Raw genomic sequence first — 20514 nt, 5'->3', positions numbered from 1 at the left:
TGATTTTAGTAAGAGCGGAGCGATTTCCGGCCTGATACAAACAGGCTTGCGTAACGGTTGAGGAAGTCGAGCATGCCCAGATACTTCTTCGACATCGACAACCACAAACACGTCAACGACGACGACGGTACCGATCTGGCCAACGACGAGGAAGCGCGCGTCCAGGCGGTGATTTTCGCAGGCGACTATCTCAGCGACCATCCGGCGATCGCCCGTCACGGCGCGCGCTTCCGTGTTGCGGTCCGCAACGATCGAGGCAGCGTGCTGCTGGCGGTTGCCGTCACCATCGACGAACCCGGCGACAGCTCCGCGCTCTGACCCCAGATCGTCCCATGTCTTGAGCCGATATCGCCGCGCGGCGCCGACTCGACGCACCGCGCGCGTTCGTCGCGATAATATAACATGGGTTTTGTCATGCTTCTCAATCCTGGGATAAGGTGCGTTCCCTTGCGACGCGCTATCCCAGAGAGGGTGACAGCGAGAAACGAGTGCTCCTGCCCTGGATGCGGAGAGTGCACGTGGATATGTCCACCGTGACTGAACAGGTTATACGGAAATTCGAGTCGCGAACGACGCTGCGTGCGGACGATCGCGTTCAAATCGCCGCGTTGCCGTTCAAGGTTCGGACGCTCGATGCGTCGACGTATATGCTGCGTGAGGGCCAGCGCCCTACTCGGTGCGCGTTCATCCTCGACGGCCTCGCCTATCGCCAGAAGCTGACGCCCAATGGCGAGCGCGAAATCGTCTCGATCCTGATGCCCGGCGAGTTCGTCGACCTGCAGAACCTGTTCCTCGATGAATCCGATCACGATATCCAGGCGCTGACCCGGCTGACGCTGGCCGAGGTGCCGATCGTGGCGTTGCGGCAGTTCATCGAGACGTGTCCAGCGGCGGGTCAGGCGTTGTGGATCGACGCGCTGGTCGAGGCTTCGATCCACCGCGAATGGCTGCTCAACGTCGGGCGGCGCAACGCGCGCAGTCGACTGGCGCATCTGCTGTGCGAGTTCTCGGTGCGGTTCAAGACATCGGCGCTGGGAGGCGGGATGGCGTACGAGCTGCCGATGACGCAGGAGCAGCTCGGCGATGCGCTCGGGCTGACCCCGGTGCATGTCAACCGCGTGCTAAAATCGCTCGAATCGGACGGCCTGATCGCGCGCAAGAAACGCCAGGTCAGCGTCACCGACTGGCCCCGCCTGCGTGACGCCGCGGAGTTCAACGAACGCTATCTGCACCTGGGACAGATCCGGAGCTGACACCGCAACGGGTCCCGATCGGCGCCACAGGTTGACTTTTCGACGATGATACGCCAGATGGCGCTCATCGAAGCGTAATGCAGCGTGATTGGACCTTTACGGTCTTAGCTCCGCCTCGGTCGTTTCCAACGGGCTTCCCTTTTCACGCGGGGTGTCAAAACACCACCGCCACTCGTGTGTCCGCTTGAGGATTCGCGAGCCCGGCATCTATTGAGAGACTCTACATGTCATTTGCAAACCTCGGCCTTGCCGAGCCGCTTGTCCGTGCGCTCGAAGCCAAGGGCTATACCGAGCCGACGCCGATCCAGGCCCAGTCGATCCCGATCCTGCTCGAAGGCGGCGATCTGCTCGGCATCGCGCAGACCGGCACCGGAAAGACCGCGGCGTTCGTGCTGCCGTCGATCCAGCGCCTGACCGAAAACCAGAAGCGCGTCCTGCCGACGCATTGCCGCATGCTGGTGCTCGCGCCGACGCGCGAACTCGCCAGCCAGATCGCCGACAGTGCCCGCGCCTACGGCCAGTTCAGCAAGATGTCGGTGACGACCGTGTTCGGCGGCACCAGCATCAACAAGAACCGCCAGGACATGAGCCGCGGCGTCGACATCCTCGTCGCCACGCCGGGCCGCCTGATCGACCTGATCGAGCAGGGCTTCGTCAACCTGTCGATGATCGAGATCCTCGTGCTCGACGAGGCCGACCAGATGATGGACCTCGGCTTCATCCACGCGCTGAAGAAGATCGTCCGCATGCTGCCGAAGAAGCGCCAGACGCTGTTCTTCTCGGCGACGATGCCGGTGGCGATCCGCGAGCTGGCCAGCCAGTTCCTGCTCGACCCGAAGACGGTGTCGGTGAAGCCGGCTGCGACGACCGCCGAGCGCGTCGACCAGTATGTCACCTTCTGCAACCAGTCGGAGAAGCAGGCGCTGCTGACGATCACGCTGGCCGATCCTGCGATCGACCGCGCGCTCGTCTTCACGCGCACCAAGCATGGCGCCGACCGCGTCGTGAAGCTGCTCGCCGGCAACGGCATCGCCTCGAACGCGATCCACGGCAACAAGAGCCAGGGCCAGCGCGAGCGCGCACTTGGCGAGTTCAAGCAGGGCAAGGTCAAGGTCCTGATCGCGACCGACATCGCCGCACGCGGTATCGACGTCTCGGGCGTTTCGCACGTCATCAACTTCGAGCTGCCGAACGTCGCCGAGCAGTATGTCCACCGCATCGGCCGTACCGCGCGTGCGGGCGCCAGCGGCATCGCCGTCGCGTTCTGCGCGGATGACGAGAAGGCGTACCTGCGCGACATCGAGCGGATCACCCGCCAGAAGGTCCAGGTCCGGTCGCTGCCGGACGATTTCGTCAACCTGTCGAACCAGATCAAGCAGACGCGCGTCAAGACGATGGGTGCCGACCCCGAGGTCCGGATCGACCGTCCGCGCGATCCGGCCCGGCCGCGCGCGACGCATTCGCCGCGGGCGACCGGTACGACCGGCCGTAACTATGCGGGTGCTAGCCGTGGTGGTCAGGGTGGCGGCGGCCAGGGCGGCGGCGGTCGTCCCCAGGGCGGTGGTCGTCCCGGCGGTCAGGGCGGCGGTGGCCGTCCGGCTGGTGGCGGCGGCGGTGGTGGTCGTGGTCCGAGCCGCGGCGCGGGCCCGAGCTCGGCACGCTAAGGAGCATTCGTTCGCCTCGCGGGTTTGGTGTAGACCGGTCCCGCGAGGAGAATGCTCATGGACGTTTCCACTACACCTGTCGCCGAACGCGTCGCACGCGTGCTGGCGGGACAGCGGATCAGCGCGAACGCCGGCGGCGATGCCGAGTCGGCGTCGCGGCTGATCGACGATGCATGGGCGGACTATCTGCCTGATGCGCTGGCGGTGCTGAAGACGCTGCGCGAGCCTGACAAGGCGATGGCCGCGGCGGGCGATCCGGCGGTCTGGGAGGCCATGATCCTCGCCGGGATCAAGGGCGCCAAGCCGGTGACGGTGGTCCTCTAGAAACTTGTTTCCCCGCGAAGGCGGGGACCCAGTCTGGGCACTCGCCTTCGCGGGTGGAAAGGCGTTGCGACCGAAGACCCCGAGCGCGTGGACCACCACCCCGGCGGAGGCCGGGGCCCAATTGGTAAGGCTGACATGGCGAGGCGCCTCGCTCCGTTACCATCGTCCCCAATTGGGTCCCGGCCTTCGCCGGAGTGGTGTTTTGGTTAGCCTCGATACCCTAAATTAGCGGATCGTTGTCAGCCATTCCGCTTCGTTCGCGCGCTCCGTGCGCAACGCATTGGCAGGCGCGCTTTTGTTCTCGTAGCCGATCGCCATACCGCAAAAGAGCATGCGGTCTTCGGGCAAATCCAAGAAGCGCCCGACCGTTTCCGGATACATCGCCCAGCATTCCTGCGGGCAGGTGGCGAGGCCGGCGTCTACCGCGAGCAGCATCAGGTTTTGCAGGTACATGCCGAGGTCCGACCATTGAGGCGGGCCCATGCGCTTGTCGACGGTGCAGAAATAGGCGGCGGGGGCGCCGAAGAATTCGAAGTTTCGGGCGAACCATTTCTCCCGCGCTGGCTTGTCGTCGCGGGGGATGCCGAGGTGGGCGTACATCGCCTCGCCGACGGCGTAGCGGCGGTCTCGGTAGGGGGCGGCGAGGTCGCGCGGGTAGACGTCGTAGGCTGGGGTTTCGGTGGCGCCGGTCGCGAGTTTTTCGGCCATTATGGCCTTCAGCCGGGTCATGGCGCCGCCCTGGACGATGGCGATGTGCCACGGTTGGAGGTTGCCGCCGGTTGCGGCTCGGGACGCTTTTATCGCGAGGTCGCGGAGGAGTGCGGGATCGACGGGGGTGTCGAGGAAGCCTCGGACGGAGCGGCGAGCGGCTATGGCTTCGGTCACGTCCATGGTGTTCTCCTGCGCATTTCCGTTTTCCTGCGAACGCAGGAACCCAGGGTTGCGAGCGTTTCGCCATGTTACCCTGGATTCCTGCGTTTGCAGGAAAACGGTAGGCCTACCACTTACAGCACGAACCGGCTCAGGTCGGTGTTCCGGGCGATTTCCTTGAGCTGGCTGTCGACGTAGGCGCCGTCGATGACGAGGTTCGAGCCGCCACGGTCTTCGGCGTTGTAGCTCACCTCCTCCAGCAGCTTTTCCATCACCGTCTGCAGACGCCGCGCGCCGATGTTTTCGATCTCCGAGTTCACCTCCGCGGCGATGCGCGCGATCGCAGCGATGCCGTCTTCGGTGAACTCGATGCCGACGCCTTCGGTGGCGATCAGTGCCTTGTATTGCAGCGGCAGCGACGCCTTGGTATCCGACAGGATCGCGACGAAATCGGCTTCGGTGAGGCCTTTCAATTCGACGCGGATCGGCAGACGGCCCTGGAGTTCGGGGAGCAGGTCGCTTGGCTTGGCGACGTGAAATGCACCGCTGGCGATGAAGAGGATGTGGTCGGTCTTCATCGGGCCGTACTTGGTCGCGACGGTGGTACCTTCGATCAACGGCAACAGGTCGCGCTGGACGCCTTCGCGGCTGATCGAGCCGCCGCGACCGTCCGAAACCGCGATCTTGTCGATCTCGTCGAGAAAGACGATGCCGTTGGCTTCGGCGTCGGCCAAGGCCGCGCGGCTGACCTCGTCCTGGTCGAGGCGCTTGTCGGCCTCTTCCTCGACGAGCTTGTCCCACGCCGCGTGGACGGTGAGCTTCCGGCGCTTCAGCTGCTGGCCGCCGCCGAACGACTTCATCATCTCGCCGAGATTGATCATCTGCGGCGCGCCGCCGGGGATTTCGAACGGCGTGGTCGGCGCCTGCTCGACCTCGATCTCGACTTCGGCGGAGTTCAGATGACCGTCGAGGAAGCGCTGCTTGAAGCTTTCGCGCGTCGCGGTGCTCGAATCCTTGCCGACCAATGCGTCGAGCAAACGTCCCATCGCCGCCTCTTCGGCCTTGTCCTTGACGGCTATGCGGCGACGTTCCTTTTCGAGGCGGATGGCTTCCTCGACGAGGTCGCGGGCGATCTGCTCGACGTCGCGGCCGACATAGCCGACCTCGGTGAACTTGGTCGCCTCGACCTTCACGAACGGCGCGTCGGCGAGCTTGGCGAGGCGGCGGCTGATCTCGGTCTTGCCGCAGCCGGTCGGTCCGATCATCAGGATGTTCTTGGGCGTGACCTCATCGCGGAGGTCTTCGCTGAGCTGCTGGCGGCGCCAGCGGTTGCGCATCGCGACGGCGACCGCGCGTTTCGCGGCGGCCTGGCCAATGATGTGGGCGTCGAGCGCGGCGACGATTGCCTTGGGGGTGAGCTGGTCGTTCATTTTGTTACCTTCTCCCCTCCCGCTCGGGAGGGGTCGGGGGAGGGCGTGGCCGCAGCGAAAGGCGTGGGTGGGGTGTATTTCAGCCCCTCCCCTAACCCCTCCCGCAAGCGGAAGGGGAATTAGGTAGTCGAGTCCATCGTTTCGACCGTGAGGCGGTCGTTGGTGTAGACGCAGAGTTCGGACGCTATGCCCATTGCCTTGCGGCAGAGGACTTCGGCGTCGGTCTCGTATTCGACCAGCGCTCGGGCAGCAGCCAAGGCGTAGTTGCCGCCGGAGCCGATCGCGGCGACGCCGTTTTCGGGTTCGAGGACATCGCCGTTACCAGTGAGGATCAGCGTCACGTCCTTGTCGGCGACGATCATCATCGCTTCGAGGTTGCGGAGGAACTTGTCGGTGCGCCAGTCCTTGGCGAGCTCGACCGCGGCGCGGAGGAGTTGGCCCTGGTGCGCTTCGAGCTTGCGTTCGAGGCGTTCGAACAGCGTGAAGGCGTCGGCGGTGGCGCCGGCGAACCCGCCGATGACGCTGCCGTCACCTAGGCGGCGGACTTTGCGCGCGTTGGGTTTCATGACGGTCTGGCCCATCGAGACCTGGCCGTCGCCGATCACGACGACCTTGCCGCCGCGGCGGACCGAGAGGATCGTGGTGCCGTGCCATGTCGGCATGGCGTGGGGGTCGTTGCTCATGGCAGCGATGTAGGGTTTGGTTTTGGGGGTGCAACGCCCTGCCCTCCTCCCATCCCCCTCTCCCATCATCCGTCATCCCCGCGCGGGCGGGGATCCAGACCCTCGGACCTCACCCGTTCATCACTGAAGTCAGCCAGTATGGGTTCCCGCCTCCGCGGGAATGACGAAGGAGGCTTGGGTGGTTACCGCCCCTTCCCCCATTCCCGGGCCACCGTGTAACCGAGATAGCCGGTGCCGAAGAGCGCGTAGAGGGGTTCGGGGATGGCGTTGAGATACGCCGCCATCCCTGCCGCGATTGCCTGCGCCGTTTGCGGGCGGACGGCGGCGATCAGGCCGGCGGGGATCGCGCCGAGGAGCAATGTGTACATCACGTAGAGGAACGTCGGGCGGGCACGGGTGATCCAGGGATCTGGTGCGGGATCAAGGGGTTGCGGGGTCATTGGCTGCCTCCGGCAAAAGTGAAGTATAGGAAGTGCAGACGCTGGGAGCGTTTCGTCGGGGCGTCTCAGGTGCGGTTGGCGAGCCAGCCGTAGAGGAAGGCTTCGTTGGCGGGGCGGGTCTCGGCGAGCGCGACGTAGCGTTCGCCCTGGAGCGCTTCGATCGCTTTCAGCAGCACGGTTTCGCCGCCGGGTTTGCGGCGGGCGAGGAAGGCTTCGAGCGCGGTCAGGGTCGCGGGGCCGATGCGGCCGTCGAGAGTCATGTCGGAATAGTCGGTGGCGCCTCGGTTGAGCGCGTTGAGCGCGCGTTGGAGGAAGGTGGCGGCGACTGCGGGGCCCATGTTGACGCCGGTGTCGAAGAGTTCTTCGGCGATTTTGGGGGCTCGCTCGGCGATCTGGTCGAAGGCTGGGCGGGTCCAGTAGAGGCGGCGGTAGATGGTTTCCGCCTGGTCGCGGGGGAAATTGCGCATGTCTCCGGGGTAGCCGTTGGTGCGGGCTACGGCTTGGGTGATGCCGTAGCGGGTGGGCCCGCCTCGGTCTGCCGGGTGGTTGGTGTAGTCGCCCTCGCGGTCGATGACGGCGTCGATTAGAATCTCGATGGTCATGGTTGGCTCCCCGGTTTGCTGGCGGCGAGCGAACCATATTGGTTCGCTGTAGGACAGGGGGAATTGGTCGCCTCTCCCGCTGCGCGCTCACCGTGGTCGCTGAGGCGCAACCTGCCCCCTCCCTGGAAGGGAGGGGTTGGGGGTGGGTCAGCCTGCTTGGGTCTGGTGTGTTCGTATGCGGAAGCCGACCCACCCCCTGCCCCTCCCTTCCAGGGAGGGGGGCGAGAAGCGCTTTTCATCCTCTGCAAATCCCCGGCGGAGGCCGCGGTCCAATTGGGGGACGGCGATGACGGAGGACGGCGCTTCGTTATGTCCGACGTTCCAATTGGGCCCCGGCCTTCGCCGGGGTGGTGCCGTTGCTGGATGGCAGGCGGGTCGCGGTCGCCCCCGCCCACCCAAACCGACGCTACGTCCGCGCGGGGTTGGCGGATCGGTGCCCCTGCGGCTATGCGCTCCCTTGAACATTCGCCGCGGGCTCTGTCTGCGCGCTCAACCCGGTCGCCGCCGCGGCCGACAGGTTAGGAAGACCATGGAAGACGATTTCCGCAAAGCCGCGCTCGATTATCACCGCTATCCAAAGCCGGGCAAACTCTCGGTCGAGGCGACCAAGCGGATGGCGACGCAGCGCGATCTCGCGCTTGCGTACTCGCCGGGCGTCGCCGCTGCGTGCGAGGAGATCGCCGCCGATCCGGACAAGGCGCGGGATTACACGGCTCGCGGAAATCTCGTCGCCGTGATCACCAACGGCACTGCGGTGCTCGGACTCGGCGCGATCGGCGCGCTCGCGTCGAAGCCGGTGATGGAGGGCAAGGCGGTGCTCTTCAAGAAATTCGCCGGGATCGACTGTTTCGACATCGAGATCGACCAGCTCGATCCGCAGGCGTTCATCGAGGCGGTCCGCGTGCTCGAGCCGACGTTCGGCGGGATCAATCTTGAGGACATCAAGGCGCCAGAGTGCTTCGAGATCGAGACGAAGCTGCGCGAGGTGATGAACATCCCGGTGTTCCACGACGACCAGCACGGCACCGCGATCGTGTGCGCGGCCGCGGTCCGCAACGTGCTTGAACTGCGCGGCAAGCGGCTCGACCAGATGAAGCTGGTGACGTCGGGTGCAGGCGCGGCGGCGCTGGCGACGGTCGACCTGCTGGTGTCGATGGGGCTCAACCCCGAGAACGTGACGCTCACCGATATCAAGGGCGTCGTGCACGCCGGGCGCGACGAGAACATGCCGCCGAACATGGCGCGCTATGCACGGACGACCAACGCGCGGACCCTGCCGGACGTGCTGGAGGGGGCGGACATCTTCCTCGGCTTGTCGGCACCGCGCGTGCTGAAGCAGGAATGGCTGCACCTGCTCGCACCCGATCCGCTGATCCTCGCGCTGGCGAATCCGGAGCCCGAGATCCAGCCGGCGCTGGTCCATGCGACCCGGCCCGATGCGATCATCGCCACGGGCCGCTCGGATTTTCCGAACCAGGTCAACAACGTGCTGTGCTTCCCGTTTATCTTCCGCGGGGCGCTCGACGTCGGCGCGACCGAGATCAACGAGGCGATGAAGGTCGCGGCGGTCGACGCGATCGCGGCGCTGGCACGCGCGACCGCGTCGGACGTGGTCGTCTCGGCCTATGGCGGCGCGACGCCGGTGTTCGGGCCGACCTACATCATTCCGAAACCGTTCGATCCACGGCTGATCCTGCACGTCGCGCCGGCGGTGGCGAAGGCGGCGATGGAGTCGGGCGTGGCGACGCGGCCGATCGAGGATTTCGACGCGTATCTGCGTGACCTCGAAGTGTTCGTGTATCGCTCGGGCCAGCTGATGCGGCCGATCTTCGCGCGCGCCAAGCAGGCCGGGCGCTCGATCGCGTATGGCGAAGGCGAGGACCCGCGGACGTTGCGCGCGGTGCAGACGGTGATCGACGAGGGTATCGGCCGACCGGTGCTGATCGGGCGGCGCGAGGTCATCGCCGAGCGGATCGAGGCGAGCGGGTTGCGCATGACGATCGGTACCGATGTCGAGGTCCTCGATCCGGGCACCGACCGCGAGGTGTTCGATCCGCTGCTCGCCGGCTACAGCGCGCTGGTCGGCCGCCGCGGGACGCCGCCCGACAGCGCCGAGCGGGCGCTGCGGACGCGACCGAGCGTGGCGGCGGCGATGCTGCTGCGCGAGGGGCGAGTCGATGCGGCATTGTGCGGCGGGATCGGCGACTGGTGGACGCAGATGACGTACGTCATGCCGCTGCTGCCGCGGAAGCCGGGCGTGTCGCGGCTGTACGCGATGTCGGCGGTGATCCTGCGGACCGGCAGCCTGTTCTTCTGCGATACGCACGTGACGATCGACCCGACCGCCGAGCAGATCGCCGAGATGACGATGCTGGCGGCCGAAGCGGTACGCGCGTTCGCGATCGAGCCGAAGGCGGCGTTGCTGTCGCATTCGAGCTTCGGCGCGTCGCGCTCGCCCTCCGCGCAGAAGATGCGCGCGGGGCATGCGTTGCTCAAGGAAATGGCGCCCGAGTTCGAGTTCGACGGCGAGATGCACGGCGATGCGGCGCTGTCGGAGGCGCTGCGGCGGCGGCTGGTCGACGACAGCCCGCTGACCGGGTCGGCGAATTTGCTGGTGATGCCGAACATCGACGCGGCGAACATCGCGGTGTCGTTGCTGTCGGCGTCGACCGAATCGGCGCCGCTGGGGCCGATGCTGCTGGGGCTGGCCAAGCCGCTGCAGATGATGGTGCCGAGCGTGACTGCGCGCGGGATCGTCAATCTGAGCGCGATTGCGGTGGGGCATGCGGCAACGGTGCGCGAGACGGCGTAAGCTTGCCCCCCGTCATGCCGGGCTCGTTCCGGCATCCACGGTTCCGCAAAACCTCAGGCCGCTGATACGCGGCACGGTGGATGCCGGAACGAGCCCGGCATGACGGAGTATGTTTTGCGGCTGCCGTTCTCCCGCGAAGGCGGGAGTCCAGGTTTACGGGCGGCAGCGTTCGTGGTCCTGGGCCCCCGCGTTCGCGAGGGAACAGCAAGGTTTGCCCAGAACGGCAGGACGACTGATCGTCACCGCATATCATCGCTGTAAGAAAATGGTCGGAGCGACAGGATTCGAACCTGCGACCCCCACACCCCCAGTGTGGTGCGCTACCAGGCTGCGCTACGCTCCGACCGAACGGGCCGCAAGGCGACCCGAGGGGGGCGCACTACGCGGGGTCCGCGCCTGATGCAAGCCCGAACACCGCAGCGATGTTCGCAGCCATGTCGGATGCGCCCGGTCGCATGACGCCCACGTCTCATCCTGTGGCGATCTGTTGCGCGAGGTTCCAAGCGATGATAGCGGGCGGACCAATGCGGGCGCGACGCGCGACGTCCGGCCCGACCCAACCTTGCGCCTTCCACGGCCCAGCCAGATACGGACCTTCATGTTCATCTCACCAGCTTATGCCCAGGCCGCAGACGGCGCCACGACGGCGGGGGGCGGGATCGCCTCGTTCCTGAGCCTCGCGCCGCTCTTCCTCGTGTTCGTCGTGTTCTATTTCCTGATGATCCGCCCGCAGCAAAAGCGCATGAAGGCGTTGCAGGCGTCGGTCGCCGCGGTGAAGAAGAACGACAGCGTCGTGACCTCGGGCGGGATCCTCGGCAAGGTGACCAAGGTCGAGGATAACGTCGTCGAGGTCGAGATCGCGCCGAATGTCCGCGTCCGCGTCGTCAAGGCGACGCTGACCGACATCACCAGCCCGAACACGAAGCCGGCGAACGACTGATGCTCGATTTCCCGCGCTGGAAAATCGGATCGATCATCGGGCTGCTGGCGGCATTGTGCCTGCTGGCGATCCCGAGCTTCCTCCCCGAGAGCACCACGAGCCAATGGGGGCGGATCCCGCATCCGCACATCAACCTCGGGCTCGATCTCGCCGGCGGCAGCTACCTGCTGCTCGAGGCGGATACCGCCGACCTCGCCGCGACGCGGATCGAGGCGATGCGCGACAGCGTCGCGGGGACGATGCGCAACGGGACTCCGCGGATCGAGATCGGCGACATCTCGACGCGGGGCGGCCAGCTGAGCTTCCTGCTGCGTGATCCTTCGCAGGTCGATGCGGCGCGCGAGCGCCTGCTGGCGATCACCGGCGGTGGCGCAGGCATGAGCGGCCAGCGCGAATGGGACATCAATGTCGTCGACACGAGCCGGTTCGTGCTCAAGCCGACCGAGGCCGGCCTGACCCAGGCAGTCGACACGGCGATGAAGGACGCGACCGAAGTCGTCCGCCGCCGCATCGACGAACTCGGCACCAAGGAGCCGACGATCGTCCGCCAGGGCGCGACCCGGATCGTCGTCCAGGTGCCGGGCCTGAAGAACCCGCAGGCGCTGAAGGACCTGCTCGGCAAGACCGCCAAGCTCGAATTCAAACTGGTCGACGAGACCGCGAACCCCGCCGATCTGGTCAAGGGTATCGCGCCGATTGGCAGCCAGATCCTCCCCTACCCCGGCAATCCGCGCGGCGTGCCGTTCATCGCGGTCAAGCGCTCGGTGATCATCTCGGGCGACCAGCTCGCCGATGCGCGCCAGGAGTTCGAGCCGCAGACCAACGCGCCGCAGGTGGCGATCACGTTCGACGCGGTCGGCGGGCGTCGCTTCGCCAAGGTCACGACCGAGAACACGGGTAAACCGTTCGCGATCATCCTCGACAATTCGGTGATCTCCGCGCCCAATATCAACGAGCCCATCCTTGGTGGTCGCGCGTCGATCTCGGGCAATTTTACCGTCGAATCGGCGAACTCACTGGCGATCTCGCTGCGCTCCGGCAAGCTGCCGGTGGCGCTGAAGACGATCGCAGAGAGCACCGTCAGCCCCGATCTGGGCAAGGATTCGATCCGCGCCGGCGTGCTCGCGTCGATCGTCGCCGCGCTGCTCGTGATCGTGTTCATGTTCGTGACCTATGGCCGGTTCGGGCTCTATGCGAACCTCGCGGTGGTCATCAACATCCTGGTGATCGTCGCGGTCATGGCGATGCTGAATGCGACGCTGACGCTGCCCGGTATCGCCGGGTTCGTGCTGACGATCGGGACCGCGGTGGATGCCAACGTGCTGATCAACGAGCGTATTCGCGAAGAGCGGCGACGCGGGCGTAGCGTGATCCAATCGGTCGAACTCGGCTACAAGGAAGCATCGCGGACGATCTTCGAGGCCAACGTGACGCACGCCATCACCGGCGTGATCATGCTGCTGCTCGGCTCGGGTCCGGTGAAGGGCTTTGCGGTCGTGCTGCTGATCGGGATCTGCACGTCGGTGTTCACCGCCGTCACGTTCACCCGGATGATGGTCGCGCTGTGGCTGCGGAAGAACCGCCCCACCACGATCAATATTTGAGGCGGGAGATAACCATGCGCCTGCTGAAACTCGTTCCCGACAACACGAACCTCAAGTTCGTCTCGCTCCGCAAATGGGCGTTCGGGCTGACTCTGCTGCTGTCGTTGCTGGCGATCGGACTCGTCGTCACCAAGGGCCTCAACATGGGCGTCGACTTCGTCGGCGGCGTCCTGATCGAGGAGAAGTTCGCGACCACGCCGTCGATCGACGCGGTCCGCACCGAAGTCGACCGGCTCGGCGTCGGCGAAGCCTCGATCCAGTCGTTCAGCGATCCCAAGACGCTGTCGATCCGCCTGCCCGTGCCCGCCGGTGACGAAGGCGCGACCAACCGCCTCGTCAAGAAGGTGTCCGACGATCTCGCGGTGAAGTTCCCCGGCGCGACCTTCTCGAAGTACGACACGATCTCGGGCAAGGTCTCGGACGAGCTGATCAGCAAGGGTCTGCTCGCGGTCGGCCTCGCGATCCTCGGCATCGCGCTGTTCGCGGTGGTGCGGTTCGAGTGGCAGTTCGGCGTGTCGACCGTCGTCGCGATCGTCCACGATCTGCTGATGACGCTCGGCTTCTTCGCGCTGACGCAGTTCGAGTTCGACCTCAACATCGTCGCGGCGGTGCTGACGATCATCTCGTATTCGATCAACGACAAGATCGTGATCGACGACCGTATCCGCGAGAACATGCGCCGCTATCGGAAGATGGACATGCGCGAGATCATCGACCTGTCGGTGAACGAGACGCTGCCGCGTACGGTGATGACCTCGGTGACGATCCTGCTCGCGCTGGTCGCGATGCTGGTGCTGGGCGGCCACGTGCTGCGCGGGTTCACCGCGGCGATGATCCTGGGTATCGTGGTCGGGACGTACTCGTCGATCTACGTGTCGTCGTCGCTGCTGATCACGCTGGGTCTGCGGGCCGATCCTGCGCCGCGCAAGGGCGGCGTGCAGGACGGCGCCGAGCGGGTTGGTCCCAAGGTCGAGCGTTGACCTTCCCCCCGTCATTCCCGCGCAGGCGGGAACCCATACTGGCTGGCCTCGCGATCCGATCACTGGCGGTCGCCACTATGGGTCCCCGCCTCCGCGGGGATGACGGGGATTCGCTATGAGGATGGACCGCGAGAAGACCGATGGGCCGATGATCTCGGCGATCGGTCGGGCCGGGTTCAAGGTCGACGACGGCTATTATACCGCGTTGTCGATCAGTCCCGAACGCGCGGATGGCTGGGAGCCGCCGGCGTTCGAGGCGCTTGGCGAGGCGGACGTGGCAGCGTTGCTGGCGCTCGATCCGCCGCCGGAGTTCCTGTTGCTGGGGACCGGTTCCGCGCTGCGTCAGCCGCCGCTTGCTTTCAAGCGGGCGGTCGAGGCGCGCGGGTTCGGGATCGAGGCGATGGACAGCCGCGCCGCCGCTCGGGCGTGGGCAGTATTGCGCGGCGAAGGTCGCTGGATCGTCGCGGCGCTCTATCCCCTGGAGGGCTGACCCTCCGCCAGCGCCGCAAGGTGCGCGTACAGCGTTGCGGTATTTCTTTCCCAGGTGAAACCGGCTGCCATCGCCCGAGTGGCCTCGGGGGATGGGGGATCGGCCAGTATATCGCTGATCGCGCCGGCGAACGCGAGGGGATCGCCGATCGTCACGCGTCCGGCGTCGGGGGACGTGACGACCTCGCAGGCGCCGCCAGCCGCAGTGATGACGATCGGCGTCCCGCAGGCAAGCGACTCGACCCAGACGTTGGCGAGGCCTTCCGAACTGGAAGCGAGCGCGCTGACGTCGGCGGCGGCGACCAACGCCGGCACATCCGCGTGCGGGACGGCGCCCAGTAGCCGGACACGGTCGCCGACACCGAGTCGCGCGATCTGAGCCTCAAGCGTTGCGCGCGCCGGTCCGTGGCCGGCGATCAGCAGCGTCACCCCCGGCAACGCCGCGACCGCATCGATGACGATGTCGTGGCCCTTGCGCGGCAACAGCCCGCCGATCGCGATCACCAGCGGCCCGCGCACGCCGAGCCTGGCCTTGGCGGCGATACGGTCGTCGATGGGGCGGAAGCGGTCTTGGTCGACTCCGGTATGATGCACCGTGATCCGCTCGGCGGGCATGCCGAGCGTGACCATGTCGGCCTTCATCGCCGCGCTGACCGCAAGCAGGCCGGCGGCGCCCTGCCCGGCCTCGCGGACCTGCGATGCAGTCGCGGGCGCTTCGCCCCAATGATGGACGTCCGACCCGCGCGCCTTGATCGAGACGGGCACGCCGTAGCGCTCGCCGAGTGCGACCGCGGCAGGGCCATCGGGGAAGAAGAACGACACGTCGATGACGTCGAACGCGAAGTCGGCGCGGATCGCGTCGAGCACCGGCACGAGCGCGCGTTCGAGCGCGGCGGCGTGATGGCGGCCCCTGGTAAACGGAACCGCGGTGAAGCGCGGGCGGTGGACGTCGAGGCCCTTCCAGCGTTCGCGGTGCGACAGTTTGGCGAGCGGCGCATAATGGCGGACATTGCGCAGGATGCCGGGCGGAAGACCGATCGGCGCAACAATTTTGAGGACGACATCGGGATGCGCGGCGAGCCCCAGCGTCTGCCGTTCGACGAAGCCGCCGAAGTTCGGACGGGTCGCGTCGGGGAACAGGGTGGAGAGGGTGAGAACGCGCAGCATTGCGCGGGGGTATAGCGCGGCGCGGGTTAATTGGTGGTGAGTCTTCCCTCTTACCACCCCGGCGAAGGGCGGAGTGGAGGCCATGTGCCACAGATGATGAAGAGCTAATTGTCGGCGAACGAGACGCCGTGCCATCCGCGCTTACCACGCCGGCGGAGGCCGGGGCCCAATTGGTAAGGTGGCAATAACAGTGTGCCACGCTTCATGAGCAACGTTCCCCAATTGGGCCCCGGCCTTCGCCGGGGTGGAGCAAGAAGGTATGGGGTGGTCGCTCGTGGGAATGGCGTTCGGGCTGCACCACGATGTTTCCCCGCGAAGGCGGGGACCCAGTCTGGGCTCCCGCCTTCGCGGGAGAACATAGAAGGGTAGGAAACGCTCTCCCCCCTCCCTCGTTCGATCTACCCCTCGCTCAGATCCGCTTCGCCAAAGGATACGCGAACAACACGTCCGCGTCCGCGCTGGTCGAGACCGTCTCGCTACCCGTCATCGTCGCGCATTCGCCGGCCTTGAACGCAACGCCGGCGACATCGCCCGAGCCGGTGATCGGGATCACCCAGCCGGTCGTGCCCTCGGGCAGGTTGACGACGTGATCGCCGCCCTTCCAGCGCTCGAGCACGAACTTCGGTCCTTCGACCATGATCGTCCGGCCGGTCTCGATCTCGATCGGCGGCGCGACGGGGACGTACGGGGTCGGATCGGCGACCTCGATACCGTCCTTCAGATGCAGCTCGCGGTCGCTGCCGTAATCGTACAGGCGATAGGTAGTCTCGGAATTCTGCTGGACTTCGATCACCGTCAGGCCGCCGCCGATCGCGTGGATCGTGTCCGATGCGCAATACATGAAGTCGCCCGGCTTGACTGGCTTCCAGTCGAGCTTGCCCTCGATCGTGCCGTTGATCGCCGACTGGCGGAGCTCGTCCTTCGAGATCGCCTGTTTCGTACCGACCGCGATCGTCGACGTCGGTTCGGCGGCGAGGACCGTCCAGCACTCGTCCTTGCCGCGTGGCAGGCCGCGGGCGTGCGCCTGCTCGTCGTTGGGATGGACCTGCACCGACAGCTTTTCGCTGGTGAACAGATACTTGATCAGCAAGTCGGGCGTGGTGTTGCCCGGCTCCTGGAACCAGACTTCGCCGATCGGCGGCGTTCCGGCAGCCGCGTCCTCGAAACCGGGCCAGAGCGTGTCGCGACCCCAGGGCTTCTCGACGCGGTGGGTGTGCAACAGGGTGGCGGGCATGGGATCGTCCTCGATTGGAATGGCGTTTCGCCAACGCACGACCTTTGCCGTGCGATCCGCGTCAGCGAAAGCCCCCCTGCCCCATGAAAGTCGCCCGCCCGAGAGCCTCCTTGGGTGTTTGGCGAAAGGGATTGTTCGCGAAGCCCCGGTTACGCTAAGGACAACGCCAATGCGTATCCCCCAGTCCTTTCCGAGCATGCCACGTACCCTTGTGGTCACGCTCGTCGCCGCGCTTGCGCTCCCCATGGCTGGTTGCGCGGGCGGTCGTGCCGCAAAGGGCGACCTGCCCTATGTCGCGCGCGACGTGGGTACGCTGTACTCGACTGCCAAGCGGCGGCTCGATCAGGCGCGCTACAAGGAAGCAGCGCAGCTGTTCGACGAGGTCGAGCGCCAGCATCCCTATTCGATCTGGGCGCGTCGTGCGCAGATCATGTCGGCGTTCAGCTATTACCTCGCGCGCGATTACACCGCCTCGATCAGTTCGGCGCAGCGCTTCCTCGCGGTGCATCCGGGCAACCGCGATGCGCCCTACGCCTATTACCTGATCGCGCTCGGCTATTACGAGCAGATCACCGACGTCACGCGTGACCAGAAGATCACGCGGCAGGCGCTCGATTCGCTCGGCGAACTGATGCGCCGCTATCCGAACACGCGCTATGCGTCGGATGCACGCCTCAAGATCGATCTGGTCAACGACCATCTCGCGGGCAAGGAGATGGAGATCGGGCGGTTCTACGAGACGCGCGGCCAGTGGCTCGCGGCGAACGGCCGCTTCCGCACCGTGATCGACAAGTTCCAGCAGACCACGCACACCCCCGAGGCGCTGATGCGGCTGACCGAGACGTATCTGGCGCTCGGCGTGCCGGTCGAGGCCGAGAAGGCCGGCGCGGTGCTTGGGCGCAACTATCCCGGGACCGACTGGTATCAGCATGCCTACGACCTGCTGAAGAAGAAGCAGGTGCCGGCCGTGCCGCCGCTGAAGCCCGGCGAACAGGTGGTGCCGGTCGGGACCAAGGGAACGCCGTCGGTCATGGTCGAACTTGACGAGCCAGGCTCGACGCCGACCGGCCCTTCGGCGCGTACGCCCGACAAGCCGCGTTCGGCGGGCCAGCCGTCCAACACCGGCAGCTGACGCGAGTCCAGGCCGTTCGGTTGGAACATAGGGGGATCGCATTGCGCGCCCGTTCGTCTATGGCGGACATCCTATGCTGACCGAACTTTCCATTCGCGACGTGGTGCTGATCGAAGCGCTGGATCTGGGATTCGGCGAAGGCCTCGGCGTGCTGACCGGCGAGACCGGGGCGGGCAAGTCGATCCTGCTCGATGCGCTGGGCCTCGCGCTCGGTGGGCGCGGCGATAGCGGTCTGGTGCGGCATGGTGCCGCGCAGGCCGTGGTGACCGCGACGTTCGATGCCCCTGCCCCCGAATCGCCGCTCGCGCTGCTGTTCGACGAGAACGGGGTGGAGATCGAGCGCGGCGAGCCGCTGATCGTGAAGCGGATCGTCAAGGCGGATGGTGGCAGTCGCGGGTTCGTCAACGATCAGCCGGCGTCGGCGGGGCTGCTGCGCGAGATGGCGCCGCATCTGGTCGAGATCCACGGGCAGCATGACGAGCGCGGGCTGCTCAACGCGCGCGGGCATCGGACCTTGCTCGACATCTTCGGGCGGACCGACCCGGGCGCGACGGGCAAGGCTTATGCGGCGTTTCGTGCGGCCGAGGCTGAGCTTGCCGCCGCTCGCGCGGACATCGAGACGGCGGCGCGCGATCGCGAATGGCTCGAGCATACCGTCGCCGAACTGACCGCGCTCGCGCCTGTCGCGGGCGAGGAGGAGACGCTGGCGGATACGCGGCGGTCGATGCAGCGCGCGGAGAAGATCGCGGACGATCTGGCGGCGATCGACGATTTCCTCGAGGGCAAGGACGGCGGGATGGCGAAGCTGCGCCAGGCCGCGCGCGTGCTCGAGCGGATCGCGGAGGATCATGTCGCGCTCGGCAATGCGCTGGCGGCGGTCGATCGCGCGGTGATCGAGGCTTCGGTCGCGGAAGAGAGCCTGCGCGATGCGCGGGCCGAGATGGCGTATGATCCGCGGGCGCTGGAGGATGACGAGGCGCGGTTGTTCGAACTTCGGGCGATGGCGCGCAAACACCGCGTGCAGCCGGACGATCTGGCGGCGCTGGCGGACGAGATGCGCGCGCGGCTGGAGCGGCTCGATGCGGGCGAAGGCGGGATCGCGAAGATCGAGGCGCGCGTGGCGTCGGCGGGGAAGGCATTCGATGCGGCGTCCGACGCTTTGACGAAGCGGCGGTTGGCGGCGGCGAAACGCCTCGACGTGGCGGTTGCTGGCGAGTTGGCGCCGTTGAAGCTGGATGCCGCGCGGTTCCAGACCGTCGTTGCGCCGCTCGGCGAAGAGGGCTGGTCGGCGGCGGGCAAGGACCGCGTCGAGTTCGAGATCTCGACCAATCCCGGCGCGCCGTTCGCGGCGCTGACCAAGATCGCATCGGGCGGCGAATTGTCGCGCTTCATCCTGGCGCTGAAGGTGGCGCTGGCGGAGGAAGGCGGCGCGTCGACGATGGTGTTCGACGAGATCGACCGCGGCGTCGGCGGCGCGGTGGCGAGCGCGATCGGCGAGCGGCTCGCGCGACTGGCGCAGAGCACGCAGTTGTTGGTGGTGACGCACAGCCCGCAGGTTGCGGCGCGGGGGGCGAAGCACCTGTTGATCGCCAAGAGCAGCGACGGCACCGTCACGCGGACCGGCGTGCGGGCCTTGTCCGAAAACGAACGCCGCGAGGAGATCGCCCGGATGCTGTCCGGCGCGCAGATCACCGACGAAGCGCGCGCTCAGGCGGAGCGGTTGCTGGAGCGGGCCTGAGTTTTGCCGACTCCTCCCCCCTCCCTGTAAGGGAGGGGGGCCGACATAGTCTGGGGCGCGGTCATCTGAAGTCGATCCGATCAGGGCATCGCCTGCTACGGATGGGGTGGTCGGGCGCGAGCGCTAATGCCGGCGACGTTTTCGGCACTTTCACGTCTAACCACCCCGACGGTGGCCGGGCTCAGTTGGGCAATGGCTCTTAGAAGGCCGCGTGCGGTTACGACGACCTTCCAACTGGGCCCCGGCCTTCGCCGGGGTGTTGGCTTTAGCAGCGTGTCGCACCGCCTGGCCCGCGCCGGTTCGAACACTTCAGTCGCGAAAACTCGGGTCGATCCGGTCGAGCTTCCGCAGCAGCGCCGGCCAGGCCAGCCCGTCGGCCAGCATCCGCATCCCCGGACCGCTCGACTGCCCCTCGACCTTCTCCGCCACGCCCTGGTTCGGCGTGTTGAGATTCTCGCGGCCCGCGCTGAGCATCAACACCTGCGCCTCGCACGCGCGCTCGAGGAAATACATCCGCAGGAACGCCTGCGGGATCGATTCGCCGACGGTCAGCGTGCCGTGGTTGCGCAGGATCATGCTGTGCTTCGTGCCGAGATCCGCGACCAGCCGCTCGCGCTCCTCAAGCTCGGTCGCGATGCCTTCGAAGTCGTGATACGCCACGTCATGCCCGGCGATCATTGCGGTCTGCGTGTGCGGGAGCAGCCCCTCCGCCATCGCCGACACCGCCTGGCCGTGCGGCGTATGCAGATGCAACACCGCCACCGCATCGTCGCGCGCGGCATGGACCGCCGAGTGGATCACGAACCCCGCGCGGTTGACCGGCGCGGGCGTGTCCATGACCTTGTTGCCGTCGACGTCGATCTTGACGAGCGACGACGCGGTGATCTCCTCGAACATGTGCGTGTAGGGGTTGATCAGGAAATGATGCTCGGGACCGGGCACGCGCGCCGACAGGTGCGTGAAGATCAGATCGTCCCAGCCGTAATAGGCGATCAGGCGATACGCGGCGGCGAGGTCGACGCGCAGCGCCCATTCCTCGGGCGTCACGAGATCGCGTATCGTCGGCTCGGTCCTGAGTGCGGTCGCCATCATCCATCTCCTTTTGTTATGCGCGTCACATAGCATGGCGCGGATCACGGAAATGTCGCCGGA

Annotated in this window: 18 protein-coding genes, 1 tRNA gene and 1 pseudogene; 11 read left to right on the top strand and 9 right to left on the bottom strand. The window is 66.5% G+C overall.

The genetic code is table 11. The annotated features are described in order from the left end of the window. Window positions 1–72 precede the first annotated feature (72 nt). The 4 genes from ASF09_RS11955 to ASF09_RS11940 all read left to right on the top strand — a co-directional run bounded on the left by ASF09_RS11955 (window position 73) and on the right by ASF09_RS11940 (window position 3241). Window positions 73–318: a DUF6894 family protein gene (locus ASF09_RS11955; RefSeq protein ID WP_060526429.1), complete on the top strand. Its 246-nt coding sequence runs from the start codon at window positions 73–75 to the stop codon at window positions 316–318. A gap of 206 nt (window positions 319–524) precedes the next feature. Further along, window positions 525–1253 carry a Crp/Fnr family transcriptional regulator gene (locus ASF09_RS11950; RefSeq protein ID WP_060526428.1) on the top strand — a complete coding sequence of 243 codons (729 nt, stop codon included), beginning with the start codon at window positions 525–527 and terminating at the stop codon, window positions 1251–1253. Window positions 1254–1477: 224 nt separating this feature from the next. Continuing rightward, complete coding sequence (locus ASF09_RS11945) at window positions 1478–2917, top strand: DEAD/DEAH box helicase (protein WP_060526427.1); 1440 nt, start codon at window positions 1478–1480, stop codon at window positions 2915–2917. A gap of 57 nt (window positions 2918–2974) precedes the next feature. Next, entirely contained in the window at window positions 2975–3241 is a 267-nt protein-coding gene (locus tag ASF09_RS11940) for a hypothetical protein (RefSeq protein ID WP_056051816.1), read from the top strand. A gap of 225 nt (window positions 3242–3466) precedes the next feature. Here ASF09_RS11940 and ASF09_RS11935 read toward each other — a convergent pair whose 3' ends face one another. The 5 genes and pseudogenes from ASF09_RS11935 to ASF09_RS11915 form a co-directional block, all read right to left on the bottom strand. Next, a complete protein-coding gene (locus tag ASF09_RS11935) occupies window positions 3467–4132 on the bottom strand; it encodes a nitroreductase (RefSeq protein WP_060526426.1) in 666 nt (221 codons plus the stop codon). A gap of 113 nt (window positions 4133–4245) precedes the next feature. Continuing rightward, on the bottom strand, window positions 4246–5541 hold the full coding sequence (gene hslU / locus ASF09_RS11930) for an ATP-dependent protease ATPase subunit HslU (protein WP_060526425.1): 1296 nt from the start codon (window positions 5539–5541) through the stop codon (window positions 4246–4248). A 119-nt stretch (window positions 5542–5660) separates the two neighbouring features. Further along, window positions 5661–6203, bottom strand: coding sequence for an ATP-dependent protease subunit HslV (hslV, locus tag ASF09_RS11925; protein WP_056066793.1), 543 nt, complete (start codon window positions 6201–6203; stop codon window positions 5661–5663). A gap of 203 nt (window positions 6204–6406) precedes the next feature. Then, window positions 6407–6640 (bottom strand): annotated as a pseudogene (locus ASF09_RS11920) (3TM-type holin); the annotation flags it as partial. Between the two features lie 89 nt (window positions 6641–6729). After that, a complete protein-coding gene (locus tag ASF09_RS11915; protein ID WP_060526424.1) occupies window positions 6730–7266 on the bottom strand; it encodes a glycoside hydrolase family 108 protein in 537 nt (178 codons plus the stop codon). A gap of 529 nt (window positions 7267–7795) precedes the next feature. On the opposite strand from ASF09_RS11915, the gene ASF09_RS11910 reads away from it, so the two are divergent. Then, window positions 7796–10078, top strand: a complete 2283-nt coding sequence (locus ASF09_RS11910; RefSeq protein WP_060526423.1) for an NADP-dependent malic enzyme — start codon at window positions 7796–7798, stop codon at window positions 10076–10078. Window positions 10079–10344: 266 nt separating this feature from the next. On the opposite strand, the gene ASF09_RS11905 is transcribed toward ASF09_RS11910, so the two are convergent. Next, a tRNA-Pro gene (locus tag ASF09_RS11905) sits at window positions 10345–10421 on the bottom strand. A 255-nt stretch (window positions 10422–10676) separates the two neighbouring features. Here ASF09_RS11905 and yajC point away from each other — a divergent pair. The 4 genes from yajC to ASF09_RS11885 all read left to right on the top strand — a co-directional run bounded on the left by yajC (window position 10677) and on the right by ASF09_RS11885 (window position 14092). Continuing rightward, on the top strand, window positions 10677–11018 hold the full coding sequence (gene yajC / locus ASF09_RS11900; protein ID WP_055875282.1) for a preprotein translocase subunit YajC: 342 nt from the start codon (window positions 10677–10679) through the stop codon (window positions 11016–11018). Beyond that, window positions 11018–12622: a protein translocase subunit SecD gene (secD, locus tag ASF09_RS11895; RefSeq protein WP_060526422.1), complete on the top strand. Its 1605-nt coding sequence runs from the start codon at window positions 11018–11020 to the stop codon at window positions 12620–12622. The genes yajC and secD overlap by 1 nt, the downstream gene beginning before the upstream one ends. Window positions 12623–12636: 14 nt before the next feature. Further along, on the top strand, window positions 12637–13602 hold the full coding sequence (secF, locus tag ASF09_RS11890) for a protein translocase subunit SecF (RefSeq protein WP_060526421.1): 966 nt from the start codon (window positions 12637–12639) through the stop codon (window positions 13600–13602). A gap of 115 nt (window positions 13603–13717) precedes the next feature. Continuing rightward, window positions 13718–14092, top strand: a complete 375-nt coding sequence (locus ASF09_RS11885) for an Mth938-like domain-containing protein (protein WP_060526420.1) — start codon at window positions 13718–13720, stop codon at window positions 14090–14092. Here the strand turns inward: ASF09_RS11885 and ASF09_RS11880 are convergent. Both ASF09_RS11880 and ASF09_RS11875 read right to left on the bottom strand, forming a co-directional pair. Continuing rightward, entirely contained in the window at window positions 14074–15258 is a 1185-nt protein-coding gene (locus ASF09_RS11880) for a glycosyltransferase (protein ID WP_060526419.1), read from the bottom strand. The genes ASF09_RS11885 and ASF09_RS11880 overlap by 19 nt on opposite strands. A gap of 409 nt (window positions 15259–15667) precedes the next feature. Beyond that, on the bottom strand, window positions 15668–16492 hold the full coding sequence (locus ASF09_RS11875; RefSeq protein WP_060526418.1) for a class I mannose-6-phosphate isomerase: 825 nt from the start codon (window positions 16490–16492) through the stop codon (window positions 15668–15670). 169 nt (window positions 16493–16661) lie between these two features. Here ASF09_RS11875 and ASF09_RS11870 point away from each other — a divergent pair, with 169 nt between their 5' ends. Further along, window positions 16662–17624 carry an outer membrane protein assembly factor BamD gene (locus tag ASF09_RS11870; protein WP_060526417.1) on the top strand — a complete coding sequence of 321 codons (963 nt, stop codon included), beginning with the start codon at window positions 16662–16664 and terminating at the stop codon, window positions 17622–17624. Between the two features lie 73 nt (window positions 17625–17697). Beyond that, window positions 17698–19362, top strand: a complete 1665-nt coding sequence (recN, locus tag ASF09_RS11865) for a DNA repair protein RecN (RefSeq protein WP_060526416.1) — start codon at window positions 17698–17700, stop codon at window positions 19360–19362. A 309-nt stretch (window positions 19363–19671) separates the two neighbouring features. On the opposite strand, the gene ASF09_RS11860 is transcribed toward recN, so the two are convergent. Next, on the bottom strand, window positions 19672–20451 hold the full coding sequence (locus ASF09_RS11860) for a class II aldolase/adducin family protein (protein ID WP_060526774.1): 780 nt from the start codon (window positions 20449–20451) through the stop codon (window positions 19672–19674). Window positions 20452–20514 lie beyond the last annotated feature (63 nt).

This window comes from Sphingomonas sp. Leaf242 (assembly GCF_001422045.1).
In the GTDB taxonomy this organism is placed as follows: Bacteria; Pseudomonadota; Alphaproteobacteria; order Sphingomonadales; family Sphingomonadaceae; genus Sphingomonas.
Note: the sequence above shows the minus strand (reverse complement) of the source record. Positions and strands in the feature narration are given on the sequence as shown.